The organism is Micromonospora humidisoli (genome assembly GCF_016900955.1).
Lineage (GTDB): Bacteria > Actinomycetota > Actinomycetes > Mycobacteriales > Micromonosporaceae > Micromonospora > Micromonospora wenchangensis.
Map to the genome: position 1 here is coordinate 1 of NZ_JAFEUO010000006.1, position 24990 is coordinate 24990.

The window sequence follows — 24990 nt, forward strand, 5'->3', positions numbered from 1 at the left end:
AACACGGCGACCCAGACGATCCTCAAGAACACCAACCTCATCGCCATCAGCCAAGACCCCCTCGCCCTCCAAGCCACCCAAATCTCCTTCGACGGCACCCGCCGCGTGCTGGCCAAACGACTCGCCAACGGCGACGTCGCCGTCGCCCTGTTCAACCAAGGCACCTCCACCACCACCATCACCACCACCACCGCCGCCATCGGCAAGTCGGGGTCCTCCTTCACCCTGGTCGACGCCTGGACCAATGCCAGCACCACCACCTCCGGCACCATCTCGGCCAGCGTGCCGTCGCACGGCACGGTGGTCTACCGGGTCAGCGGCGGTGGGACCGCCCCGCCGACGACGCCGCCGCCGTCCACGGCGAACGCGCTGTCCAGCGTCTCCTCGGGTCGCTGCCTGGACGTGCCGCAGAGCAACACCGCCAACGGCACCCAGCCGGTGATCTGGGACTGCAACGGGGCGGCCAACCAGCGCTGGACGGCCAACGGCCAGACCCTCCAGGCCCTCGGCAAGTGCCTGGACGCGCCGCTCAACGCGACCGCCGGCGCCAAGGCCCAGATCTGGGACTGCAACGGCGGCACCAACCAGCAGTGGACGTTCAACGCCAACGGCACGATCAGCAACGTGCAGTCCGGCCTGTGCCTCGACGTGAACAACAACGGCACGGCCAACGGGACCACTGTGCTCCTGTGGACCTGCACCGGAGCGTCCAACCAGCGGTGGAACCGGATCTGACCGGACGTCGTCGGCCACCCGGCACCCCGGGTGGCCGACGACCGGTGGTTGCCGGGCCCGGACGGTGTGGTGCGGGCACCGTCCGGGCCCGGTGCTCCGACGTCCCCCCGTCGAGGTGGCGGTGGGCGTCGGGTCCGCCCGGAAGGGACGACCGGGCGGTGGTCGGGAACCCTCAGCCGGTGGCGACGGGCGTGCCGACCGGGGTCAGCCCGGTGGCGGCCCGGTAGCGGACCGGGATCGGGTCGGTCAGCGCGCCGACGAACTCCCCGTCGACGTGGTCGAGGAACCCGATCAGGGACCAGTCGCCGGTGGGGCCGGCGACCAGCCGGGGCGCGTACAGGTGCGGGTGCGGGAACGGGCGGGCCGCGGCGACGTCCCACGGGCCGCGTACGTCGTGCCCCTCGACCGCCCAGATCCGGTGGCCGTCGCGGCGGGTGCCGGCGGCGTCGGTGGAGAACAGCAGCAGCGGTTGCCCGTCCACGACGGCGACCTGCGGTACCTCCAGGTGCCCGAACCCGGCGGGCACCGACAGCGGCGGCTGCACGGTCCAGTGCAGCAGGTCCGGTGAGGTGGCGTGCCCGACGACGCCCCGGGCCTCGGTCGGGCCGGTGTTCACCCGGGCGGTGATCAGCATGTGCCAGCCGTCGCCGTCCGGGTCGGGGAACACCCACGGGTCACGCCAGGCCTGCTCGTACCACAGCGTCCGGTCGAGCAGCTCGTACCAGGTGGGGTCGGCCTCGACCAGCGGTCCGGTGCCGTGCCGGTGCCAGGTGGTCAGGTCGTCGGAGACGGCCAGGCCGATCCGCTGCACCAGCCCGTCCTCGGCCCGACCGACCCCGGTGTAGAACAGGTACCACCGCCCGTCCGGGCCGCGCACCGTGCACCCCGTCCAGGTCGCGAGGTCGTCCCAGCTCGGCGCGTCGGCCGGCACGATCGCGTCGGCGACGAGCTGCCAGGTGCGCAGGTCCGTGGAGACGGCGTGGCCGATCGTGGCGCGGCGGTGCCGGCGGTGCGGGTCGTGCAGGGCGCGGGAGGCGCGCAGGAAGAACGCGTGCCACCGGTCGGTGTCGTCCCGGGCGTACCAGCTGTCCCACACCCAGTGGTCGGGTAGACGTAGCATGCCGGGGAAGCTAGCACTAAATCGTTTTAGCGGCCAGGTCGGCCCTCCTCCGACGACCCGCGCTGGCGTGGTCGACGGGCGGTGGGGGAGGGCTATCCGGCCGGGGCGGCCAGCGAGCGGCGGCGGCGCAGCGGCATGGGCACGAGCGACGGCGTGGCCCCGCCGCCGTCGAGCAGGATCTCGACCGCCCGCCGACCCATCTGCTCGTGCGGCAGCGCCGTGGTGGACAGGCCGGGCCGCAGCCAGGCGGCGATCGGGTCGTCGTCGAACGAGACCACCGAGATGTCGTCCGGGACGGTCAGCCCCGCCTCGGCGAGCGCCTGGTAGGCGCCGAAGGCCAGCCGGTCGTTCATGCAGATGATCGCGGTGGGCCGGGTCGGCCGGCCCAGCAGCGTCCGCATGGCGGCGTAACCGTGCTCGGGCAGCCACTCGGCGCAGAAGCACTCGGTCAGCAGGTCGGCCCCGGCGTCCTCCAGCGCCCGGTGGACGCCGCGCAGCCGGGCCCGCGCGGCGAGGGAGACCTCGGCGTCGTCCTCCTTGAGCCGGTTGCGGCCGATCAGTGCGATCCGGTCCCGGTGGCCGTGGTCGAGCAGGGCGGTGGCGACCGTACGGCCGGCCCGCTCGTCGTCGGGGAGCACACAGGGCAGGTCGTCGGGGCTGGTGGCGTTGAGCAGCACCACCGGGCCGCCGAGGATGGCCGGGGGCACGGTCAGCCGGCGGGTGGCCATCGCGGCGTAGATCACGCCGTCGACCTGCCGGTCGAGCATCGCCTCGATGGCGTACTGCTCGAAGGTGGCGTCGCCCTGCGTCTCGGTGATGAGCAGCACGTGGTCCCGCTCCCGGGCCGCGTCGAGCGCGCCCCGGATGAGGCCGCCGGCGAACCGGGTGGTGGCGACGATGTCGGAGACGAACGCGATGGTGGCGGTCTTGCGGGTACGCAGGCTGCGGGCCGCCAGGTTGGGCCGGTAGCCGAGTTCCTCGGCGGCGGCGAAGACGCGCTGGTGCGCCTCGGCCGACAGCCGGGTGCCCTCCCGGCCGTTGAGGACCATCGACGCGGCGGTCTTGGACAGCCCGGCCCGCCGCGCGACGTCGGCCAGGGTTGCTCTGTTGCGGCCCATCAGTCCTCCGAATCGCCGGCGGCATCGCGTCCGCCGCTCCCGCCCATCATGATGCGTGGTCCGACCCCGGCCCGGTGGCGGTGGTCACCCGGAGTGTGTGTCGGTCACCACCCGCGACGGCCGGTGGGGCGGGCGGCCGAGCGTGAACCGGATGTTTCCCGACCGTTGCCGTTTGCTTCTTGACAGCTCAGGTCGCCGCGCGCATGCTCTGCTAAATCAGTTTAGCGGCTACTTTTGGCAGGTCGGGTGGCACCCTCGGTGACCCTCGGCATGGTCATCGGTAACGACATCGCGTGCTGCGGCGGCACGCCGACGGCGACGTACTGTTGCGGCTGGTCACCCACCGTGACGGTCTGCCGACCCGGCCCGCACTGCCGCCGGGGCACGCACGGAAGAGTCGAGGAGTCCTCAATTGGCTACACCACTGGCAAGGTTCTCCCGCCGGACGGCGCTCCTGGCCCCCGTCCTGGCGTTGGGGCTGGCCGCGACGGCGTGCAGCGCCCCCGGGGCCGACGACGCGCCGAGCACCGGCGGCGACGCCATCGTCAGCACCGAGCTGGGCAGCGACCCGATCACCCTGGAGATGTACGCCGAGACCGGCTTCCCGCTGGCCAAGGCGCTGGCCGACGAGTTCACCAAGCAGCACCCGAACGTGAAGTTCAACATCCGCGAGGACCAGTTCACGGTGATCGTGGAGAACGCGCCCCGGGTGATGGCCTCGGACAACTCGCCCGACATCATCCGGCTCCCCACGATGGTCGACCTGGTCAAGGACGACCTGCTGAAGAACCTCGACCCGTACTTCGACGCGTACGGCTGGGACAAGTTCCCCGCCTCCCAGCTGGTGCAGCTGCGGGTCGGCGACGGCGGCACCACCCGGGGCACCGGGTCGCTGTGGGGGATGGGCCTCGGCTACAGCGTCACCGGGGTGTTCTACAACAAGAAGCTGGCCGAGCAGGTCGGGATGACCCAGCCGCCGGCCACCATCGCCGAGTTCGAGGAGCTGCTGGCCAAGGCCAAGTCGGCCGGGGTGCAGCCGATCATGCAGTTCAACAAGAACACCGCCGGCATCAACTTCCCGCACCAGGCGTTGCAGAACCAGTTCGGCGACCCGGCCCAGGTGGCCGACTGGATCTTCCAGAAGCCGGGCGCGACGTTCGACACCCCGGCCGCGCTCAAGGCCACCCAGACCATCCAGAAGTGGGCCCAGGCCGGCTACTTCCCGAAGGACGCCAACGCGCTGGACTACGCGAGCATGGTGGGCGAGTTCCAGAAGAACAACGGCCTGTTCATGTTCAACGGTGACTGGGAGTCGGCCAACCTCGACAAGACGATGCCGGGCAACGTCGGCTTCTTCCTGTTCCCGACCGAGTCGGCCGGCGGCAAGCACGTGGCGATGTCCGCCCCGAACACCTTCGGCATCGGCGCCAAGGCCAAGAACCCCGACGCCGCCGCGTACTTCCTGAACTGGGCGCACACCAACGCCACCGCCCGCGAGATCGCGGTCAAGATCGGCGGCTCCAGCCCCGGTGGCCCGAGCGACCTGCCCGTGCCCGCCGCCGCCCCCGGCACCGTGCTCGCCGAGACGCTCAAGGCCTCCCAGCAGCTCGGCGAGGAGAACGGCGCGGTGGACTTCACCGCCAACGCCACCGGTGGCATCTTCGCCGCGGCGATCACCCCCGAGATGCAGAAGCTGATCGCCGGTCAGCAGACCCCCGAGGGGTACGTGAAGGCGGTCCAGGCCGAGTACGCGAAGGAACTGTCCCGATGACGTCTGCCCTCGGCAGCGCACCGGCCGGGCGGGGCGGGCCGGTGTCCACACCGACCCGTCCCACCCGTCCCTCCGCCGCGCGGGCCCCCCGGAAACGGTGGGCCCGCGCGGGCGGGACGGGCTGGCTCTTCGTCCTGCCCGCCGTGCTGATGTACGCGGTGTTCGTGCTGCGCCCGCTCGCGCTCACCATCCAGTACTCGTTCTACAACTGGAACGGCATCGGGGTGGCCCGCTGGGCCGGGCTGGACAACTACCTCACCGTGTTCACCGACAGCGACCTGCTGAAGATCATCGGAAACGCGCTGGTCCTGATCGTCTTCTTCAGCTTCGTCCCGGTCGCGCTCGGCCTGCTGGTGGCCAGCCTGGTCCGCCGGATCACCACCGGCGCGTTCGGCACCGTCGTCCGCACGGTGCTGTTCCTGCCCCAGGTCATCCCGCTGGTCGCGGCGGGCATCGCGTGGAGCTGGCTGCTCTCGACGAACGGGCTGATCAACCAGGTGCTGCGTGCGGTCGGCCTGGGCGGGGTGGCCCGCGCCTGGCTCGGTGACTTCGACACCGCGCTGCCCGCCGTCGGTGTCATCGGCGCCTGGGTGCTACTCGGCCTCTGCACGATCCTGCTTGTCACCGGCATGAGCAAGATCGACCCCGCGCTGTACGAGGCGGCCCGCCTCGACGGCGCCGGCCCGGTCCGCGAGTTCTTCGCCGTCACCCTGCCCAGCCTGCGCCAGGAGATCGGCGTCTGCCTCACGGTGACCATCATCGCCGCCCTGGCCAGCTTCGACATCGTCTACATCTCGACCAGCGGCGGCCCCGGCCTGCAGACCACGGTGCCCGGCCTGGAGATCTACCGGCTGGCCTTCTCGCAGCGGCAGGTCGGTCTCGCCTCGGCGCTGGCCGTCGTGCTGATGCTGCTGGTGCTGCTCTGCGTGCTGCCGATCCAGCGACTGACCCGGGGGGACAAGTCATGAACCTGAGCCGGCGCGAGAACCTGACCGGCCGGGTCTTCCTGCTCGTCCTGGTCGTGGTCACCCTGCTGCCGTTCGTCAGCATGCTCTCCGCGGCGTTGCAACCCCGGGGCACCGTGCCCAGCGGCCTGGCCTGGCCGTCGGACCCGCAGTGGGGCAACTTCGCCGACGCCTTCACGGTGGCGAACATGGGCGCGCTGCTGCGCTCCAGCCTGCTCATCGTGGCCGGGGTGGTGCCGGTCTCGGTGCTGATCGCCACCATGGCCGGCTTCGGGCTGGGCCAGCTCCGGGTCCCCGGCGGCCGGATCGTGTTCGCCCTGCTGCTGCTCGGCCTGACCCTGCCGTTCGAGGCGGTGGTCACCCCGCTGTACTACCAGATGCAGGATCTCGGCCTGCTCAATACCCGCTGGGCGATCATCCTGCCGTTGATCGGGCTCTACATGCCGTTCGCGGTGTTCTGGATGCGGGCGCACTTCAGCAACGTGCCGGTCGAGCTGTCCGAGGCGGCCCGGGTCGACGGCAGCACCACCTGGCAGCTGTTCTGGCGGGTCCAGGTGCCGCTCGCCCGGCCGGCCATCGCGTCGCTGACCATCCTGATGTTCCTCTGGACGTGGAACCAGTTCCTGCTGGCCATCGTCCTGGTCGACGACCCGGCCAAGCGGACGATGGCGGGTGCGCTCGGGGCGTTCCAGGGGCAGTGGGGCACCGACCTGGTGCTGCTGTGCGCCGGCTCGCTGCTGATCCTCACCCCGACCCTGATCGTCTTCCTGATCTTCCAGCGTCAGTTCATCAAGGCCCTGATCCAGGGCTCTCTGAAGGGATAGCAGTGGCCCCGCAGATCCACGGCGACGCCGACGAACGGTACGGGCGGGTGGCCGACGTCTTCCGCGAGAACTTCACCGACCGGGGGGAGGTCGGCGCGGCGGTCACCGTCTACGTCGGCGGCCGACGCGTCGTCGACCTGTACGGCGGGACGGCCGACCCGCGCACCGGCCGGCCCTGGACGGCCGACACCCCGGTCGTCGTCTACTCCTGCACCAAGGGCATCCTGGCGATCTGCGCCTACCTGCTGGTGCAGCAGGGCCGGCTCGACCTGGACGCGCCGGTCACCCGCTACTGGCCGGAGTTCGGCCAGCAGGGCAAGGCCGACATCCCGGTGCGCTGGCTGCTCACCCACCAGTCCGGCCTGCCCGCGCTCGACCGCCCGTTGACCCTCGACGAGGTGCTCGCCTGGGACCCGGTGATCACGGCGATCGAGGCCCAGGCCCCGCTGTGGGAGCCGGGCACCGCACACAGCTACCACCCGATGACCTACGGTTGGCTGATCGGCGAGGTGATCCACCGGATCACCGGCCAGCTTCCCGGCGCGTTCTTCCGGGACGCCCTGGCGACGCCGCTGGGCCTGCGCACCTGGCTCGGGCTACCGGCCGCCGAACGGGACACGGTCGCCTGGAACATCGCCCCGCCGCCCGAGGCGGAGCCGTTCGTCGACCCGGTGGCCGACCGGGGAATCACCATGGGCGGCGCATTCGCGTTCCCCGCCGACGACACCGGCCTGGTCAGCTTCAACGACCCCGCCATCCAGGCCGCCGGCATCCCGGGCGCGGGCGCGGTGAGCACGGCCGACGGGCTGGCCCGCCTCTACGCCGCCTGCGTGTCGCCGGTGGTGGGCCCGCCCGTGCTCGAGCCGGCGTCGATCGACGACGCGACCGTCGTACGGTCCCGGGGCCAGCAGCGGCACGGGCCACCGGACACCGGCCAGCGCTGGGGCACCGGCTTCCTGCTGCACTCCCCGCCGGCCCGGCCGCTGCTGTCCGAGCGCAGCTTCGGCCACGACGGCGCGGGCGGCAACCTCGGCTTCGGCGACGACGCCCACCAGGTCGGCTTCGGCTACGTGGTGAACCAGATGCAGGGCATGGGTGACGAACGCGCCAACCTGCTGACCGCCGCCCTGCGGTCCTGCCTGGACGACTGACCGGCCGGACCCGACGCGTCGCGCCCCGGGCGTCCCGACGAGGGACACCCGGGGCGCGCTGCCGTCGGCCGCCGCGCCGGCTCAGCGGCCGGTGGGCGCCGGCTTGCGCTGGGCCAGCAGCCAGCGCAGGATGCGGCCGTCCTCGTAGGTGGGCCCGAACGCGGCGTGGTAGTCCGGGAGGGTGAACGCCGAGTCGGCGTACTCGGTGTAGCGGACCAGGTCGGCGATCTGCGCCGGGGTCCTGCCCCGGGACTCGTACGCCTGCCGCAGCGCGGTCGCGGAGTTGCGGGCGCCTGCGACGGGGAGCAGGTGGTCGTGCTCGCCGTGGGTGATCCAGACCGGTACCCCGGCGGCGGCGATCGCGGTGGCCTGGCCGGCGTCGACCGGGAAACCCCCGGTGACCAGCCCGCCGGCGAACAGGTCCGGCCGCTTGGCGAACGCCTCCCACAGCAGCTGCGAGCCGTACGACACGGTGGTCGCGTAGACTCGGCGGCGGTCCACGGCGTACTCGTCGACGAAGCTGTCGAGCAGCTTGACCAGCAGGTCGGCCTCGGCCACGCCGCCGACCCGCTGGTGCTGCGGGGCCAGCACGATCACGTCCTCGCGGCTGCCGGTCCAGCCCGGCTGCGACCAGGCGGTCGCCGGGATGTCGGCGGCGAGTTGGACGCCGAGGTTGTCGCCGTCCCAGCCCATCCCGTGACCGGGCAGGACGACCATCAGCGGGTAGCTGCGGCCCGGCCGGTAGTCGCGCGGCAGCCGGTAGTGGTAGGGCAGCACGGTGCCGGCGCTGACGAACGAGCCGGAGCGGAACGCGTCGACCTCGCGGTCGACAGGCGGCTCGGTGACCGGCCGGGACTCACCCGGGGTCGCCCTGGCCAGCACCGGGCCCCTGCCGAGGTCCCGGCCGGGCTGGGCGTGCACGTCCTTGCGCTGCACCACCCGGGTGGGCAGCTCGGGGTTGACCTTCACCGAGCAGAGGAACGTCGGGCACTTGGAGACGATGACCGTCCAGCCGCCGGGGTCGGCCGGGTCCAGCTCGACGATGACGTACCGGCCGGGGGCCGAGCGGTGGTCGGGGCGCAGGGCCGGCGCACTGTTGGTGTAGGTGCGGGTGACCGTGCGGTCGGCGAGCTTCGGCAGGTCCTCGATGGGGTTGAAGCGGAAGTTGTAGATCGTGTCGGCCACGGTGAAGGTGCCGTTGTCCAGGGTGCGGGGGTTGACCGTCGCGCCGTACTCGACGGCCACCGCGGAGACCTTCTGGCCGTAGGTGTAGACGGTGGTGATCGGGGTGATGCTGCGGATCGCGTCCCGGCCGCCGCGGTCGGCGTCGGGCGCGGCGTACGCGACGCCGGCGGGGGCGACCAGCGCGAGTGTGGTGACGAGCGGGATCAGTCCGGTGCGCAGTCTCATCCGGGTCCTTTCCTGGGGACACGGCCGCCCGACGCCGGTTGGTCCGGCTCGCCGGTCGCCGGGTCGGGTCCGGCCCGGCGTCGACCGACTGTGCAGAAAGGACGGTCGCTAAACTGATTTAGCAGAGCATGGTCGTCGGCCCGCGTCGTGTCAATGGCGAGCCCGTAACAAGCCGGAAACCTGGCGTGACGATCGCGTCGGCGTGCCCCGGCCCGGTGGTCGGCCTCCGGTGCGGGGTACCGCGAACCGGTTCGCTGGCCAGGGCCCCGGCGGTCGGTCGGGCCCGGCGGGCGGGTGATCCACGCGGTGTGCCCCGTTACGAGACCGTGACGTCCGGATTTCCGGGGGACTGTTGACGGCGGCGATGTGAGCGCTAACACTACCCCGAAAGGTGACAGGTGGTCCCCGCAGTCGGCGGGAGTTCCGGAGAGGAGAAACCTGTGCGCAGGAAATTCCTGGTCGCGCTCGGCGGCGCGGCACTGGCGTTCAGCCTGGCCGCGTGCAGCGGCGGGGGTGCCGGCAGCGGCGGTGACACCAGCGACAAGAAGCCCGCCGACCTGACCATCGGCGTCTCCATGCCGACCCAGACCTCGGAGCGGTGGATCGCCGACGGCAAGGCGGTCAAGGAGAAGCTGGAGGCCAAGGGCTACAAGGTCGACCTCCAGTACGCCGGCGACGACATCCCCACCCAGTCCCAGCAGGTCGACCAGATGATCACCCAGGGCGCGGACGTCCTGATCATCGCGGCGATCGACGGCACCGCGCTCAGCGGCCAGTTGGACGCCGCCGCCGCCGCGAAGATCCCGGTCATCTCCTACGACCGGCTGCTGCTGGGCAACAAGAACGTCGACTTCTACGTCAGCTTCGACAACTACAAGGTCGGCGTCGCCCAGGCGACCGCCCTGCTGGTCGGCCTCGGCCTGCAGACCAAGGACGGCGGCAAGGGCACCGCGACCGGCCCGTTCAACGTCGAGCTGTTCGCCGGCTCGCTGGACGACAACAACACCCAGTACTTCTGGGGCGGGGCGATGGACACCCTCAAGCCGTTCATGGACAACGGCACGCTGAAGGTCAAGTCCGGCCAGACCCGCATCGAGCAGGCGGCGATCCTGCGCTGGCAGCAGGAGACCGCGCAGAAGCGGATGGAGGACCTGCTCACCTCCGGCTACAACGACGGCACCGTGGTCAACGGGGTGCTGTCGCCGTACGACGGCATCTCCCGGGGCATCATCACCGCCCTGCAGAACGCCGGCTACGGCAAGGGCGCCAAGAAGCTGCCCGTGGTGACCGGTCAGGACGCCGAGATCGCCTCGGTCAAGCTGATCAACGACGGGGTGCAGAGCTCGACCGTCTTCAAGGACACCCGGCTGCTCGCCGAGCAGGCCGTGATCGCGGCCGAGGCGTTCCTGCAGGACAAGGAGCCGCAGGCCAACGACACCACGACCTACAACAACAAGGTCAAGGTCGTCCCGTCGTACCTGCTGCCGATCGAGACCGTCTACAAGGACGACATCACCAAGGTGCTCGTCGACTCCGGTTACTGGTCGGCCGACGAGGTCGCCGCCGGTCAGGCCAAGAAGTAAGTCGGTCGTCGGGCGCGGCGGTCACCGGCCGCCGCGCCCGACGCATCGTGAGCCCGCCTCAGGCTTCGACGATCAGGACGCTGACCATGGACGACACCATCCTCGAGATGCGACGCATCACGAAGACCTTCCCCGGGGTGACCGCGCTGGCCGACGTCTCCCTCGCGGTGCGCCGGGGAGAGATCCACGCCATCTGCGGCGAGAACGGCGCCGGCAAGTCCACCCTGATGAAGGTGCTCTCCGGGGTGCACCCGACCGGGTCGTACGACGGCGAGATCGTGCTGGACGGCAAGCCGGTGCACTTCCGGGGCATCCGCGACAGCGAGTCCCAGGGCGTCGTCATCATCCACCAGGAACTCGCCCTGGTGCCGCACCTGTCGATCGCCGAGAACATCTTCCTCGGCAACGAGCGGCGCGGCCCGGGTGGCCTCATCGACTGGAACCGCGCCAACGCCGAGGCCGCCGAGCTGCTGGCCTCGGTGGGCCTGCACGAGAACCCGGTCACCCCGGTCATCCAGCTCGGCGTCGGCAAGCAGCAGTTGGTCGAGATCGCCAAGGCGCTGTCCAAGAAGGTCCGGCTGCTCATCCTGGACGAGCCGACCGCCGCGCTCAACGACATCGACTCCGCCCACCTGCTCGACCTGCTGCGCCGGCTGAAGGGTCAGGGCATCACCTGCATCCTGATCTCGCACAAGCTCAACGAGGTCACCGCGATCGCCGACGCGACCACGGTCATCCGGGACGGGCGCACCGTGGAGACCCTCTCGCTGGCCTCCGGGGAGGTCACCCAGGAGCGGATCATCCGGGGCATGGTCGGCCGGGACCTGGACAGCTTCTATCCCGACCGGGTCTCGTCACCGGGGGAGGAGGTGCTGCGCATCGAGAACTGGAGCGTGCGCCACCCCACCCAGGACCGGCTCGTCGTCGACGACGCCAGCCTGGACGTCCGCGCCGGTGAGGTGGTCGGCATCGCCGGGCTGATGGGCGCCGGGCGTACCGAGCTGGCGATGAGCGTGTTCGGCCGCTCGTACGGCCGGGACGTGCGCGGCCGGCTGTTCGTGCGGGGCCGGGAGGTCCGGGCGAACAGCGTCGCGGAGGCCATCGAGCACGGCATCGCCTACGTCACCGAGGACCGCAAACGGTTCGGTCTCAACCTCATCGACGACGTACGGCGCAACGTCTCCGCCGCCGCGCTGGGCCGGCTGGCCCGCCTCGGCTGGGTCAACGGCAACGAGGAGATCAAGGTCGCCGAGCAGAGCCGGCGCGACATGAACATCAAGACGACCAGCGTGATGGCCGTGGTGGGCAAGCTCTCCGGCGGCAACCAGCAGAAGGTCGTCCTGTCGAAGTGGCTGTTCACCAACCCCGACGTGCTGATCCTGGACGAGCCGACCCGGGGGATCGACGTCGGGGCGAAGTTCGAGATCTACACGATCGTCAACCGGCTCGTCGCCGAGGGCAAGGCGGTGATCCTGATCTCCTCGGAGCTGCCGGAGCTGCTCGGCATGTGCGACCGCATCTACACCCTCGCCGCCGGCCGGATCACCGGCCAGGTGCCGGTGGCCGAGGCGACCCAGGAGAACCTCATGGATCTGATGACGAAGGACAAGGAGCGCGTGGGATGACCAGCGTCAAGACCTCATCGCCGCCGTCCCCGCCGCCCACCGGGAAGAGCCCGGGCGTCGCCCTGCACGCCGGCACCAGCGACCTGCGGGCGCTGGTCATGAACAACCTGCGGCAGAGCGGCATCTACGTCGCCCTGGTCGTCATCGTCGGGCTCTTCGCCGTGCTCACCGACGGGGTGTCGCTGAGCCCCGGCAACATCACCAACATCGTGCTCCAGTACTCCTACATCCTGGTGCTGGCGATCGGCATGGTCATCATCATCATCGGCGGGCACATCGACCTGTCGGTGGGTTCGGTGGTGGCGTTGACCGGGGCGGTCTCCGCCGTACTGGTGATCCGGGAGGGCTTCCCCTGGTGGGTGGGCATCCTGGCCGCGGTGGCCGTCGGGGTCGCGGTCGGCGCGTGGCACGGCTTCTGGGTGGCGTACGCCGGCATCCCGGCCTTCATCGTGACGCTCGCCGGCATGCTGCTGTTCCGGGGCCTGACCCTGCGGGTGCTGGACAACATCTCGCTGTCCCCGTTCCCCGCCGACTACCAGCAGGTCGCGGCCGGGTTCCTCAACGGCCTGCTCGGCGGGGAGGGCTTCGACGCGTTCACCCTGCTGATCGGCGTGATCGCGGTGGCCGGTTACGCGGTGAGCGGCTTCCGGACCCGGGTGGCCCGGGTCCGCTACCAGCAGCCGGTGGAGTCGTTCCCGCTGTTCGTCGCCCGGGTGGTGCTGGTGGGCGCGGTCATCATGTACTTCGCCTGGCAGTTGGCGCACGCCCGGGGCCTGCCGATCGTCCTGATCATCCTGGCCGCGCTGGTGCTGGTCTACGGCCTGCTCACCCGGCGTACCGTCTTCGGCCGGCAGGTCTACGCGATCGGCGGCAACCTCTCGGCGGCGATGCTGTCCGGGGTCAAGGTGCGCACGGTCAACTTCTGGATGTTCGTCAACATGGGCTTCCTGGCGGCGGTGGCCGGGGTGATCTACTCCTCGCGCTCCAACGGCGCACAGCCCGCCGCCGGCAACATGTTCGAGCTCGACGCGATCGCCGCCGCGTTCATCGGCGGCGCGGCGGTCACCGGCGGGGTCGGCACCGTGGTCGGCGCGATGGTCGGCGGTCTGATCATGGCGGTGATGAGCAACGGGATGCAGCTCATGGGCATCGACCAGTCCATCCAGTCGGTGGTCAAGGGCCTGGTGCTGCTCGTCGCCGTGGCCTTCGACGTCTACAACAAGCGTCGCGCCGGCGCCTCCCGCTGACCGGTGCCGCGGCACCCGCCGCGTCGTACCCCCTCGCCCGGACATCCCGGGTCGGGTCGGACAGTTCCGACCCGACCCGGGGTGTCGGCATTTGCGCTAGTCGATCGTGTCCGCGCTGTTTCAGCTTGACGAGCATCATGTTATCGCTCACAGTCTATGGATAGCTGAAGCCGTTCCCGCAGCGGCTGGTCGGCAGCCCCGACCCATCGCTGCGCCGCGTCGGGCGCCATCGCGGACGCGCCGCCGAGTGAACGTTGACATCGGCAGGCTTCGAACAATGCGACGACGGTGGCCCCGGGCCGGACCCGGGGCCACCGTCGATCGACCGTTGGTGAGGGAGGGTCATGGTAGCCATGGGACAGGTGCCGGTCACGGTCCGGCGACGGCGCGGCTGGTGGTCACGGGTCGTCGCCGCGCTGATGACGCTGCTGGTCGGCGGTGGGCTCGTCGTGGTCCAGTCGACCGGGGCGGCGGCGGCCACGGTGGACACCACCGCCTGGTACGTGCTGGTCAACCGCAACAGCGGCAAGGCGCTGGACGTGTACAACTTCGCCACCAACGACGGCGCGCGGATCACCCAGTGGACCCGTGGCGACGGCACCAACCAGCAGTGGCAGTTCGTCGACTCCGGCGGCGGCTACTACCGGTTGAAGTCGCGGCTGTCGGGCAAGGTCCTCGACGTCTACAACCTCTCCACCGCCGACGGCGCGTCGATCGTGCAGTGGACCGACGGCAACGGCACCAACCAGCAGTTCCGGCTGGCCGACTCGGCCGACGGCTACGTCCGGCTGCTCAACCGCAACAGCGGCAAGGCCGTCGAGGTGCAGAACGCCTCCACCGCCGACGGCGGCAACATCGTCCAGTACACCGACTGGGGCGGCACCAACCAACAGTGGCAGCTCGTCCGGGTCGACGGCGGCACCACCCCGACCACGCCGCCGCCCACCACACCCCCGGCGAGCGGCTCGTTCACCAACCCGGTGGTGTGGCAGGACTTCGCCGACGTCGACATCATCCGGGTCGGCGACGCGTTCTACCTGTCCGCCTCGACCATGCACTACTCGCCCGGCGCCCCGATCCTGCGCTCGTACGACCTGGTCAACTGGGAGTTCGCCGGTCACTCGGTGCCCAAGCTGGACTTCGGTGCCAAATATGACATGTCCGGCGCTCGGGCGTACGTCAACGGGATCTGGGCGTCGACGCTGAACTACCGCCCGAGCAACCGCACCTACTACTGGGCCGGCTGCATCGACTTCGCCAAGACCTACATCTACACCGCCACCGCCGTCGACGGGGCCTGGAACCAGCACTCCACCATCAACAAGTGCTACTACGACGCCGGCATGCTGGTCGACGACAACGACACCATGTACGTCGCCTACGGCAACACCCAGATCAGCGTGGCGCAGCTGTCGGCGGACGGCAAGAGCGAGGTCCGCAGCCAGCAGGTGTTCTCCACCCCGTCGAGCGTGGGCACCCTGGAGGGGGCCCGGTTCTACAAGCGCAACGGCAGCTACTACATCTGGCTCACCCGGCCGGCCAACGGGCAGTACGTGCTGAAGTCGTCGAGCCCGTTCGGCCCGTACGAGATGCGTCAGGTGCTGCTCAACATGCCGGGCCCGATCTCCGGCGGCGGCGTGCCGCACCAGGGCGGCCTGGTGCAGACCCCGGCCGGCCAGTGGTACTACATGTCGTTCGTCGACGCCTACCCCGGTGGGCGGGTACCGGCACTGGCCCCGATCACCTGGACCGCCGACGGCTGGCCGCAGATCCAGACGGTCAACGGCGGCTGGGGCGCCTCGTACCCGAACCCGCTGCCGACCCGACCGGTCAAGCCGCTGACCGGCACCGACACCTTCAGCGGCAGCACCCTCGGCCCGCAGTGGGAGTGGAACCACAACCCGGACAACACCAAGTGGTCGGTCAACAACGGCCTGCGCCTGCAGACCGCCACCGTCACCAACGACCTGTACAGCGCCCGGAACACGGTCACCCACCGGATCCAGGGGCCGACCTCCACCGCCACCGTCGAACTCGACTACTCGGCGCTGCGCGACGGCGACCGGACCGGGCTGGCGGTGCTCCGCAACTCGTCGGCCTGGATCGGCGTCCGGCGCGACAACGGGGCCACCCGGGTGTCGATGACCAACAACCTCACCATGGACGGCAGTTGGCGGACCACCAACACCGGCACCGAGATAGCATCCGCCCCGGTCAGCGGGGGCCGGATCTGGCTGCGGGCCACCGCCGACATCCGTCCCGGCTCCGGTCGGCAGGCCCGGTTCTCCTACAGCACCGACGGGGTCACCTTCACCGCGCTGGGCAACGCGCTGACCCTCGACAGCACCTGGCAGTTCTTCATGGGCTACCGGTTCGCCCTGTTCAACCACGCCACCCAGGCCCTCGGCGGCACCAGCACGATCCGTCAGTTCCAGCTCAGCACCCCCTGACCCGACCCGGGGCGCGGCAGCGGAGCAACCGGGCCGCCCGTACCGTCGGCACCGCCACGCGGGCCGGTCGGTGCGGGCGGCCCGCCGCGTCGGGCCGTCGGCCGGCACGCACACGACGGGGCCGCCCCCTCGCAGGGGCGGCCCCGTCCGCTGCACCGCCGGTCCCGCACCGTCTCGCCAGCGGTGCGGGACCGGCGGTGGTCCCTACGGGTTGGCGACGAACCGCCAGCGGTTGTCCGCGCTGCCGTTGTCGGAGTCCTGCACGGCCTGCGCCCCCTGGGCGGTCGAGCCGTTGAGGATGCCGAGCAGCTTCCCGCTGTTGACGTTGCGGATCTTGTAGGTGCCGTCACCCTGGCTCAGCAGGGTCCACCGGTGGTCGGCGGTGCCGTTGTCCGCCCACTGCAGCACGCGGGCGTTGTCGGCGGTGGACATGTTCTCCACGCCGAGGACCTTGCCGCTGTTGACGTTGCGGAACCGGACCGCGTCGCCGTCGGTCACCACCACCCAGTTGTGGTCGGCGGTGCCGGTGTCACCCCACTGCAGGGCCAGCCCGCCGTCGGCGGTGGACATGTTCTGGATGCCGAGAACCAGGCCACTGCCCACGTTGACGATCCGGGTGCTGCCGCCGGTGCTGCCGCCACTGGTGCTCCAGTAGACGGTGTAGTTGAAGCCGTGCGCGTCGTAGAACGGCCCGAGGTTGACCGTGGAGCCGTTCGCGGTGGCGGTGAACGCCAGGGTGCTGGTGCTCGTCCGGGTCACCGACGAGGTGTTCAACGACGGCAGGGCGCTCAGGCCGGTGTTGCCGTAGTTGCCGGCGAGCACCGCCGGGCCGTACGTGAGGGCCGCGACGTTGGCGTTGTCGTTGCTCGGCTGCACGACGACCTTCATCGGCAGCCGTACGGTGACGGTGTCCCCGGCCGCCCAGGTGCGGGTGACCGTGGCGTAGCTGCCGGGGGTGGTGGCGACGCCCTGCGTCTCGCCGTTGACGGCGATCGTCGCGCCGGTGGCCCAGGCCGGGATCCGGACCCGGATGCTCCACGAGCCGCTCATCGACCCGGAGAGGGTGAGCGTGCTGGTGTCGCTGGCCGGGTAGCTGGTGCTCTGGGTGACCGTGATCCCGCGCTGCGACCAGGTCAGCACCGACGGCACGAACAGGTTCACCGTCAACGTGGTGTCGTTGTAGAAGTAGATCGAGTCCATCAGCTTGGTGTTCGCCTCGATGCCGGTGCCCTGACAGCACCAGAACGAGTTGTAGTCGGTGCTCCAGGTGCCGCCGCCCCAGGCCGGGCCGACGCCCCGGCGGCCACCCGGCTTGAGCGGGGTGAAGTAGGTGACGTGGCCGTGGCCGTCGGCCGGGTTCTGCGCGCCGACGACGTGGTTGAGCAGGGCACGCTCGTAGAAGTCGAAGTACGCGACCCGGTTCGGGTCGAGCAGCCACAGCTCCCGGGTCAGCTTGAGCATGTTGTGGGTGTTGCAGTGCTCGCAGGTGTCGTTGGTCAGGTACCCGGCGATCGCGTTCGGCGGCCGGAAGTGCTCGGCCTGGCTGTTGCCGCCGATGACGTAGCTGTGCGCGTTGACGGTCATGTTCCACGCGTTGCCGGCGATGTCCCGGTACCGGGTGGTGCCGGTCGCCTTGAACTCCCGCGCCGCGCCGATCCACTTGGGCACCTGGGTGTTGGCGTGCTTGCCGTTGAGCTGGTCGGAGTTGCTGGCGAGCGGGTTGAACACGCCCGCGTGGTCGAACCGCTGGGCGACGGTGAGCCAGCGCCCGTCGCCGGTGTGCTGGTAGATGTCGGTCAGCGCCTCGTTCATGCCGCCGAACTCGGTCTCCAGCATCGCCTGCATCTGGTTGTAGCTCAGCCGCGACGTGCGGGTGTCGACCCAGCCGGCCAGCGCCAGCAGCACCGTGCGGGCCTGCGTGTTGCCGATGTAGCGCCACACGTCGAGCAACCCCATGAGGGTCTTGTGGATGCAGTAGTAGGGCACGTTGCCGTTGGACAGCGTCCGGGCCTCCAGCGCCGCGAAGTCCGACTCGGGGAAGCCGGACAGGTAACCCGCGGTGAACCCGGCCGCGCCGTTGTTGGCCTGACACTTCGCCAGCTCGGCCACCATGTAGTTGGCCTTGTCCCGGCAGGTGGTGTCGCCCAGCACCGCGTACGCCTGCGCCCAGGCGGTGAGGAAGTGCCCCTGCATGTGGGTGCGGAACGGGAAGGACGGCGCGTCCCAGCCCCCGTTGGTCGCGGCCCCGTTGGTGCCCAGCCGGTGGTTGGCCCGGAAGTTGTAGAGCATCCGGTCGACGTCGACGAACCGCAGGTAGCTCAGCGTCCGGTTCTGGTTGTCCAGCAGCCGGCCGGCGGTCAACCGGACCTGACCCAGCTCGAACGGGTACGCCGAGACGCCCAGGTCGGCGCGGACCGGGGGGACCACCAGTGCCGCACCGGCCGGCCCGGACCCGAGCAGGGTGCCACCTGCGGCGGAGGCGAGCGCGGTGGCGCCGGCGGCCTGGAGAAGCTGGCGTCGGTTGAGGGACGGGACGGACATGGGAACCTCCAGCGGACCGGATCACGGGCGAGCGCCCGTCCGGATGGTCGTACGGACGGTGGTGTCGGGTGGTGGGTGCCGGCCCGCCCCGGTGGGGCGGGGCGGGCCGGCGGAACGGTCAGCCGCGCGGCGGGGTCACGCGGGGGTACAGGTCAGGTCGGTCGGTGGCTGGTTGCTGCCGGTGGTCGAGCTGATGTAGCCGACGGTGGTGGAGCCACCCGCCCCGAGCTGCCCGTTGTAGGCGGCGTTGGTGACGGTCACCTGGTTGCCCTGCTGGGTCAGGGTGCCGTTCCACGCCTGGGCCACCGTCTGCCCGCTGGGCAGGGTGAACGACACCCGCCAGCCGGTGATCGGGGTGGACCCGTTGGTGATGGTCAGCTTGCCCTCGAAGCCGCCCTGCCAGGTGTTGACCACGGTGTTGGTGGCCGTGCAGGCCGTCCCGGAGGGGGTCGTCGGAGCCGGCGTCGTCGGGGCCGGGGTCGTCGGGGTGGGGGTGGGGGTCGCGGTGGGCGTCGTGGTGGGCGTCGTGGTCGGGGTGGGCGTCGGCGTGGTGCCGCCGCCGCTGAACTGCCACCAGTTGACGTTGAACAGGGTGCCGCTGCCGCCGGTGAACCGCAGGTACATGTCGTGGGTGCCGGTCGCGCCGGACACCGGACAGGAGACGGTCTGCCAGTTCTGCCAGCCACCGGTGACCGGCACGGAGCAACTGGCCACCCGGGTGCCGGTGGCGCTGTCCAGCCGGACCTCGATGGTGCCGCCGCTGCCGGCCGAGGCCACCCGGGCGTTGAAGGACGTCGCGCCGGAGCCGAAGCCGACCCCCTTGACCTTGATGTAGTCGCCGTTCTCGATGAAACCGACGTTCATCCCGCCCTCGCTGGACGCCTCCGTCTCGATCCCGGAGCCCCAGGCGATGGTCTCGGCCTCCTGCCGCACGTACGGGTTGAGGGTGCCGATCTGCGGCGCACCGGTGCTGGTCATGTTGATCGTCGGGATGGTGCCGTTGGCGCCGTAGCTGAACTTCTCCACCGCGACCGACCGGGTGTAGCCGCCACCGCCGGGCAGCGCGCCGTTGTGGTAGAAGAAGTACGACCCGCCGTTGAAGTCGACGATCCCGGCGTGGTTGGTGAAGCTGCCGCCCTGCCGGGGCATGACCGTGCCCCGGTAGGTCCACGGCCCGGTGGGTCCGGGCGCCGTGGAGTAGCCGATGAACTCCGAGCAGCACTCGGCGGCGAACACGTTGTAGTAGGTCCCGTTGCGCTTGAAGACCCAGGGGCCCTCCTCGTAGAGGGTGGGGCGGGTGGCGTTGCCGTTACGGGTGCCGTATCCGGCGGTGGTCAGCGGGATCTTGGTGACACTGCCGGAGTACGAGATCATGTCGGCGTTCAGCTTGACGTACCACAGGTTGGGGTTGCCCCAGTAGAGGTACGCCTGCCCGTCGTCGTCGATGAAGACGGTGGGGTCGATCTCGCCGTTGGCCGCCAGCGGCCGGCCGATGGCGTCCCGGAACGGGCCGGTGGGGCTGTCGCTGACCGCCACCCCGATGGCCATCGAGTTGGTCGACTTCGCGGTCACCGGCACGTACCAGTAGAACTTGCCGTTGCGGGCGATGACCTGGCCGGCCCAGGCGTCGGCCTTGGCCCAGCTGAAGGTGGCGACGTTGAGCGGCGAGCCGTGGTCGGTCCAGTTGACCATGTCGGCGGAGGACCAGACCCGCCACTCCTTCATGGTGAACCAGGTCGAGCCGTCCTCGTCGTGGCCGGTGTAGAGGTACACCCGTCCGTTGTGCACCAGCGGGGCCGGGTCGGCGGTGTAGATGTGCTGGACGATGGGGTTGTCGGCCTTGGCGGTGCCGGCCGGGAGCAGGGTCGAGACCAGGAGCAGGGCCGCCAGCCAGGCGAGGGTACGCCGAAGTCGGGTCAGCGGTGGCAGTGCGGGTTTCACCAGTACCTCCCAGTGTGGGCGATGCGTGTCGTGGGGCGTCACGCCTCGGTGGCCTCCCCGGACTCCGCCGACGCTCCGGCCCTGCGCCGGTGCTGTCGGAACTCGTCCGGGTTGCCCGCCGTGCGGGTACGCAGGTGTGGCGTCACGGTCGGCGATCGCGCTCCCGGTCGGCCGGCTACGGCACTGCGGTCGGCGCGCGGTCGCGTCAGGACCCCACGGTGGCGGTGGACGACGTGCGCCGGGGGATCCGGGTACGTCGAGGTGTCGATGCGACCCGGCGGCGTGCAGCGTCCACGGAGGTGCCCGGAGGTGTCCCACCGACGTCGCCCGTGCCCGCACTCCGCTCCGCCGCCCGGATCCCGGGGGTGGAGCGGGGGAGACGTGCCCTTCGCTCCCGCGGCCGACGGTATCTTGTTATCGTTAACACCCGCAAGCCATTGACGTTCGTTGGTTACCTCGGCGTCATCGCGGACGCCCCGCCGGGGCCGGTCCGCCGCAACGACGGGTTGGTCCACCCGCCGCCGGGGGTCAGCGCACCAGCCGCCCGGTGTCCGGCCCGCCGCGCCGGACCAGCCAGGCCTCGGTGATGTGGGTGACCATGGCCTCGGCCGCGCCGTCCGGGTCATGGGCCGCGATGCGCTCGTAGATCCGCCGGTGCCCCCGGTTGGACGCCACGCACAGCGCCCGCTCGGACCGGCCCATGTAGCGGGCGGTGTTGACCACCTGGCTCTCCAGCGACCGCACCACGCCCCGGGCGATCCGGTTGCCGGACGCCTGCATGATCACGTCGTGGAACGCCCGGTCGTGCTCGTGGTAGGCGACCTGGTCGTCGACGAGTTCGTCCATCCGGTCGACCAGGGCGCGCAGCCGGTCGACGGTCTCCTGGTCGGCCAGCCGGGCGGCGACGTTGGCCATGTCGGACTCCAGCACCCGCCGGGTGGCCACCAGGTCGTCGAGAATGGTCAGGCTGTCGTCCTCGGCGATGGTCGCGGCGAGCACGAGCTCGTCGAGCATGTCCCACATCGACGGCGGGGTGACGATGGTGCCGCTGCCCTGGCGGACCTGCACCAGGCCCTTCTCCTGGAGGATCTTGACCGCCTCCCGGACGACCGTGCGGCTGACCGAGAACGCCTCGCACAGCGCCGGCTCGGGAGGCAGCGGGGCGCCGGGCGGGTGAACTCCGCGTACGATGCGTTCCACCAGTTCCGCGGTGACCGCCGTGGCGAGGTTGGCCGGTCGTCGGGCCCAGCTCGGTGGCGTCGACGCGTTCAGGGTTGCCTCCCGTGCCGTCATGTCCCCTCCAGTGACTCCCGCGGACCGCGCCACGACCTGACTGCCGCGAATTCTACGTCCCACTGTTGACGTCATACGTCATACGAGTTACTTTCTCGTCAATTCATGCGTCTCGATCAGCGCAATCGACCGAGTTCGAAGGTGAGCAGCGATGAAGCAGCGAGCAGTGTGGTCGGCCGTCCTCGTCGCGGCGCTGGCGCTGGCCGGCTGCGGCAGCGCCGGCGGAACCCGATCCCCGTCCGGCGGGGCGGACGGGAAACTGGTGGTCTGGGACTGGAAGTCCGGCGAGGCGTCCTCAGCCGCGTACCTGCAGAAGGCGAAGGCCGACTTCGCCCGCAAGCACCCCGGCGTCACCGTCGAGTTCGTCGCCCAGCCCTTCGAGCAGTACTACACGCTGCTCGGCACGGCGATCCAGGCCGGCAAGGGTCCGGACGTGATCCTGTTCAACGGCGGTGGCCAGCTCCGGGACCGGGCCGACGCCCTGCTGCCCCTCGACGAATACCTGGCCGAGGACCGGCAGCGGCTCGCCGGCTGGGAGGCGTTCAGCAAGGACGGCAAGACCTACGCCGGCCCGGTCACGTTGCAGGGCCACCCGATCTACTACAACCGGACCCTCTACGCCAAGGCCGGCCTCGACCCCGCCAAGCCGGCCACCACCTGGCCGGAGTTCGTCGCCAACTGCGCCACCCTCACCCAGCGGACCGGCACGAAGTGCCTGGCCCTCGGCAACAAGGAGGGCTTCGGCATCCAGTTCTTCCTCTCCGCCTTCGGCACCGGCGTGCTCACCCCGCAGGAGCAGGACGCCTGGATCGCCGGCAAGCGGGACTGGACCTCCCCCCACGTCAAGCGGATCTTCGCGCTCTGGAAGGAGACCCAGGACGCGAAGCTGAACAGCGACGGGGCGAACTCGACGGCCATGTTCAACGACGCCTTCGCGATCTTCCAGGCCGCGAAGGCGGCCCACGTCATCGGCCTGATGTCGGACGTGGGGCACTGGAAGGACTTCAGCGAGTTCGTCCCGGCCGAGAATCTGGGCGTGATGCGCGCCCCGGTCGTCGAGCCCGGTGCCACCCCGAACCTGCCCTTCGACGGCGGCATCGGGTACGGCGTCGCCAGGTGGACGAAGGACCCGAAGGTCGCCGCCGACCTGGTGCGCTCGCTGACCTCGACCGACGCGCTGAAGTCGTTCTACGCCGACGCCGGTGCGATCGCCGCCGACACCACCATCGACGTGTCCCAGGGCGGCCCGGCGGTGGCCACCATCGTCGCCGACCTCAAGGCCGGCAAACCCGCCCTGCACGTGGCGCTGTCCTCGAAGACCCTGGACCTGATGGGCCGGCTCTCCCAGCAGCTGTTGAGCGGCTCGGTCACCGTCGACGAGGCGGTGAAGCAGCTGGCCGCCTCCGACCAGGCCGGCTGAACCGTGCCGGTCGACGAGGTGACACCGGCGCTCCGCCCGGCCCCCACCGGCCCGCCGCGACGGGCCGCGCCCGGGTCGCGGGCCACCCCGCCGCACGGTCGCGGCGGCCGACGTTCCGAGCGTCTCGCCCCCTACGTGCTGCTCGCCCCGGCCCTGCTGATCCTGCTGCTGCTGCGGTTCTGGCCGCTGCTGCTCGGGGTCAACTTCTCCTTCACCGGCGACGGCGACCGCGACGGGCTGGCGGTGGGGCTGGACAACTACCGGGAGCTGTTCGGGGATCCCCTGTTCCGGGGCGCGCTGCGCAACGTCGGGCTGCTCGTGCTGCTGCTGCCGGTGGCGGTGGCGATTCCCGGCCTGCTGGCCACCTTCATCTACCTGCGGGTCCCCGGGCACCGGCTGTACCGCAGCGTCTACTTCTTCCCGGCCGTGCTGTCGCCGGTCATCGTCGGGGCCATCTTCAACCTGCTGCTCGCCTTCGACGGCCCGCTCAACGCCGTGCTCGGCGGGGCCGGCCTCGGGCCGGTGGACTGGCTGGGCGACCCGGACGTGGCCATGTTCGTGGTGGTCGGGGTGCACGTCTGGGCGACCTTCGGGATGGCGCTGGTGGTGTTCCTCGCCGGCTTCGCCACCCTGGACGCCTCCCTGCTGGACGCCGCCCGGGTGGACGGCGCGTCACTGCCCCAGACCATCAGGCACGTGATCGTGCCCAGCCTCTCCCGCACCATCCAGTTCGTCGTCGTCACCACGATGATCGGGATGCTGACCTCCATGTTCGGCCTGCTCTACGTGATGACCAGCGGCGGCCCGGAGGGCTCCACCTACCTGCCGGAGTACTACATCTGGATCCAGCAGGGGCAGCTGAACCGGCCGGCGCTCGCCTCGGCCGCCTCGACGGTGCTCTTCCTCATCATGCTCGTGGTGGGGCTGTTGCAGATCAGCCTGCTCCGGCGGGCGGTGAGGGAGGCGTGATGTCCCACAGGCGGTGGGGGCGGTGGCTGCTCGCCCTCCCGATGGCCGTGCTGGCCCTGGCGACCGTCTACCCGCTGGCGTTCACCCTCAACGTGGCCATGAAGACCCGCCGCGAGTACGTCCTCGACCGGTTCTCCCTGGCCGACGCCCTACGCTTCGAGAACATCGGCGCGGCGTGGAACAGCGTGGGGATGGCCCGCTACCTGGCCAACTCGGTGGGCGTGGTGACGGCCTCGGTGCTCCTGCTGCTGCTGTTCGGCTCGATGGCCGGTTTCGCGTTGAGCCAGCTCCGGTTCCGGGGCTCGTCGGTGCTCTTCCTGTGCTGCCTCGCGGCGCTGTTCGTGCCGTTCCAGGTGATCATGGTGCCGCTGGCCCGGGTGATGGCCGACGCCGGCCTGGTCGACACCTACCCGGGGCTCGTGCTGGCCTACGTGGCGCAGTTCCTGCCGTTCACGATCTTTCTGATGACCAGCTACTACAAGACCATCCCGACCGAGATCATCGATGCGGCCCGGATCGACGGCAACAGCGTCTACGGGGTCTACCGGCGGATCATGCTGCCGCTGGGCACCCCGGCGCTGCTGTCGGTCGGCATCCTCGACGCCCTGTTCTGCTGGAACGACGTGCTGATCGCGTTGCTGCTGATGCCCTCGGCCGAACACCGCACGCTGATGGTCGGGGTCACCTCGCTGCGCGGCCAGTACTCCGACGACATCCCCACCTTCGCCTCCGGGGTGCTGATCGCCGCGGTGCCCGTCCTGGTGATCTACCTCTTCCTCCAGCGCCAGATCGCCGACGGTGTGGCCGCCGGCGCCACGAAGGGCTGA

Annotated in this window: 18 protein-coding genes; 12 read left to right on the top strand and 6 right to left on the bottom strand. The window is 70.6% G+C overall.

The window, feature by feature from the left end:
• A partial coding sequence (locus JQN84_RS21595) for an RICIN domain-containing protein (protein ID WP_204960354.1) occupies positions 1-735 on the top strand: 735 nt, incomplete at its 5' end.
• A gap of 172 nt (positions 736-907) precedes the next feature.
• On the opposite strand, the gene JQN84_RS21600 is transcribed toward JQN84_RS21595, so the two are convergent.
• Positions 908-1951 carry a family 43 glycosylhydrolase gene (locus JQN84_RS21600; protein WP_504739440.1) on the bottom strand — a complete coding sequence of 348 codons (1044 nt, stop codon included), beginning with the start codon at positions 1949-1951 and terminating at the stop codon, positions 908-910.
• Positions 1948-2973: a LacI family DNA-binding transcriptional regulator gene (locus tag JQN84_RS21605; RefSeq protein WP_204960356.1), complete on the bottom strand. Its 1026-nt coding sequence runs from the start codon at positions 2971-2973 to the stop codon at positions 1948-1950. Before JQN84_RS21605 ends, JQN84_RS21600 begins: the two co-directional genes overlap by 4 nt.
• A 412-nt stretch (positions 2974-3385) precedes the next feature.
• Here JQN84_RS21605 and JQN84_RS21610 point away from each other — a divergent pair, with 412 nt between their 5' ends.
• Genes JQN84_RS21610 through JQN84_RS21625 form a run of 4 tightly spaced genes read left to right on the top strand, consistent with a single transcriptional unit; the run spans position 3386 to position 7684 of the window.
• Complete coding sequence (locus JQN84_RS21610; RefSeq protein WP_204960357.1) at positions 3386-4744, top strand: ABC transporter substrate-binding protein; 1359 nt, start codon at positions 3386-3388, stop codon at positions 4742-4744.
• On the top strand, positions 4741-5712 hold the full coding sequence (locus tag JQN84_RS21615) for a carbohydrate ABC transporter permease (RefSeq protein WP_204960358.1): 972 nt from the start codon (positions 4741-4743) through the stop codon (positions 5710-5712). The genes JQN84_RS21610 and JQN84_RS21615 overlap by 4 nt, the downstream gene beginning before the upstream one ends.
• On the top strand, positions 5709-6533 hold the full coding sequence (locus tag JQN84_RS21620; protein WP_204960359.1) for a carbohydrate ABC transporter permease: 825 nt from the start codon (positions 5709-5711) through the stop codon (positions 6531-6533). Before JQN84_RS21615 ends, JQN84_RS21620 begins: the two co-directional genes overlap by 4 nt.
• Positions 6534-6535: 2 nt before the next feature.
• Complete coding sequence (locus tag JQN84_RS21625) at positions 6536-7684, top strand: serine hydrolase domain-containing protein (RefSeq protein ID WP_307821385.1); 1149 nt, start codon at positions 6536-6538, stop codon at positions 7682-7684.
• 81 nt (positions 7685-7765) lie between these two features.
• On the opposite strand, the gene JQN84_RS21630 is transcribed toward JQN84_RS21625, so the two are convergent.
• Positions 7766-9094, bottom strand: a complete 1329-nt coding sequence (locus JQN84_RS21630) for a hypothetical protein (RefSeq protein ID WP_204960360.1) — start codon at positions 9092-9094, stop codon at positions 7766-7768.
• A gap of 440 nt (positions 9095-9534) precedes the next feature.
• Between JQN84_RS21630 and chvE the strand changes: the two genes are divergently transcribed.
• From chvE to JQN84_RS21650, 4 genes are all read left to right on the top strand, one after another.
• Positions 9535-10677 (top strand): multiple monosaccharide ABC transporter substrate-binding protein, encoded by a 1143-nt coding sequence (gene chvE, locus JQN84_RS21635; protein ID WP_204960361.1) that lies wholly within the window; start codon positions 9535-9537, stop codon positions 10675-10677.
• A gap of 86 nt (positions 10678-10763) precedes the next feature.
• On the top strand, positions 10764-12302 hold the full coding sequence (mmsA, locus tag JQN84_RS21640; RefSeq protein WP_204960362.1) for a multiple monosaccharide ABC transporter ATP-binding protein: 1539 nt from the start codon (positions 10764-10766) through the stop codon (positions 12300-12302).
• Positions 12299-13549, top strand: coding sequence for a multiple monosaccharide ABC transporter permease (gene mmsB / locus JQN84_RS21645; RefSeq protein WP_204960363.1), 1251 nt, complete (start codon positions 12299-12301; stop codon positions 13547-13549). The genes mmsA and mmsB overlap by 4 nt, the downstream gene beginning before the upstream one ends.
• Positions 13550-13893: 344 nt before the next feature.
• Positions 13894-15999: a family 43 glycosylhydrolase gene (locus tag JQN84_RS21650; protein ID WP_204960364.1), complete on the top strand. Its 2106-nt coding sequence runs from the start codon at positions 13894-13896 to the stop codon at positions 15997-15999.
• 204 nt (positions 16000-16203) lie between these two features.
• Here the strand turns inward: JQN84_RS21650 and JQN84_RS21655 are convergent, their stop codons facing one another.
• The 3 genes from JQN84_RS21655 to JQN84_RS21665 all read right to left on the bottom strand — a co-directional run bounded on the left by JQN84_RS21655 (position 16204) and on the right by JQN84_RS21665 (position 21774).
• The gene (locus JQN84_RS21655) at positions 16204-18540 is read right to left on the bottom strand and encodes a beta-L-arabinofuranosidase domain-containing protein (protein WP_204960365.1); all 2337 of its coding nucleotides are present in this window, start codon (positions 18538-18540) and stop codon (positions 16204-16206) included.
• Positions 18541-18675: 135 nt separating this feature from the next.
• Positions 18676-20481: a family 43 glycosylhydrolase gene (locus JQN84_RS21660; protein ID WP_281896681.1), complete on the bottom strand. Its 1806-nt coding sequence runs from the start codon at positions 20479-20481 to the stop codon at positions 18676-18678.
• A gap of 528 nt (positions 20482-21009) precedes the next feature.
• The gene (locus JQN84_RS21665; protein WP_239485942.1) at positions 21010-21774 is read right to left on the bottom strand and encodes a FadR/GntR family transcriptional regulator; all 765 of its coding nucleotides are present in this window, start codon (positions 21772-21774) and stop codon (positions 21010-21012) included.
• Between the two features lie 151 nt (positions 21775-21925).
• On the opposite strand from JQN84_RS21665, the gene JQN84_RS21670 reads away from it, so the two are divergent.
• Genes JQN84_RS21670 through JQN84_RS21680 form a run of 3 tightly spaced genes read left to right on the top strand, consistent with a single transcriptional unit; the run spans position 21926 to position 24990 of the window.
• On the top strand, positions 21926-23194 hold the full coding sequence (locus JQN84_RS21670; RefSeq protein WP_204960367.1) for an ABC transporter substrate-binding protein: 1269 nt from the start codon (positions 21926-21928) through the stop codon (positions 23192-23194).
• Between the two features lie 18 nt (positions 23195-23212).
• Positions 23213-24163, top strand: coding sequence for a carbohydrate ABC transporter permease (locus JQN84_RS21675; protein WP_307821386.1), 951 nt, complete (start codon positions 23213-23215; stop codon positions 24161-24163).
• Entirely contained in the window at positions 24163-24990 is an 828-nt protein-coding gene (locus JQN84_RS21680; RefSeq protein WP_204960368.1) for a carbohydrate ABC transporter permease, read from the top strand. Before JQN84_RS21675 ends, JQN84_RS21680 begins: the two co-directional genes overlap by 1 nt.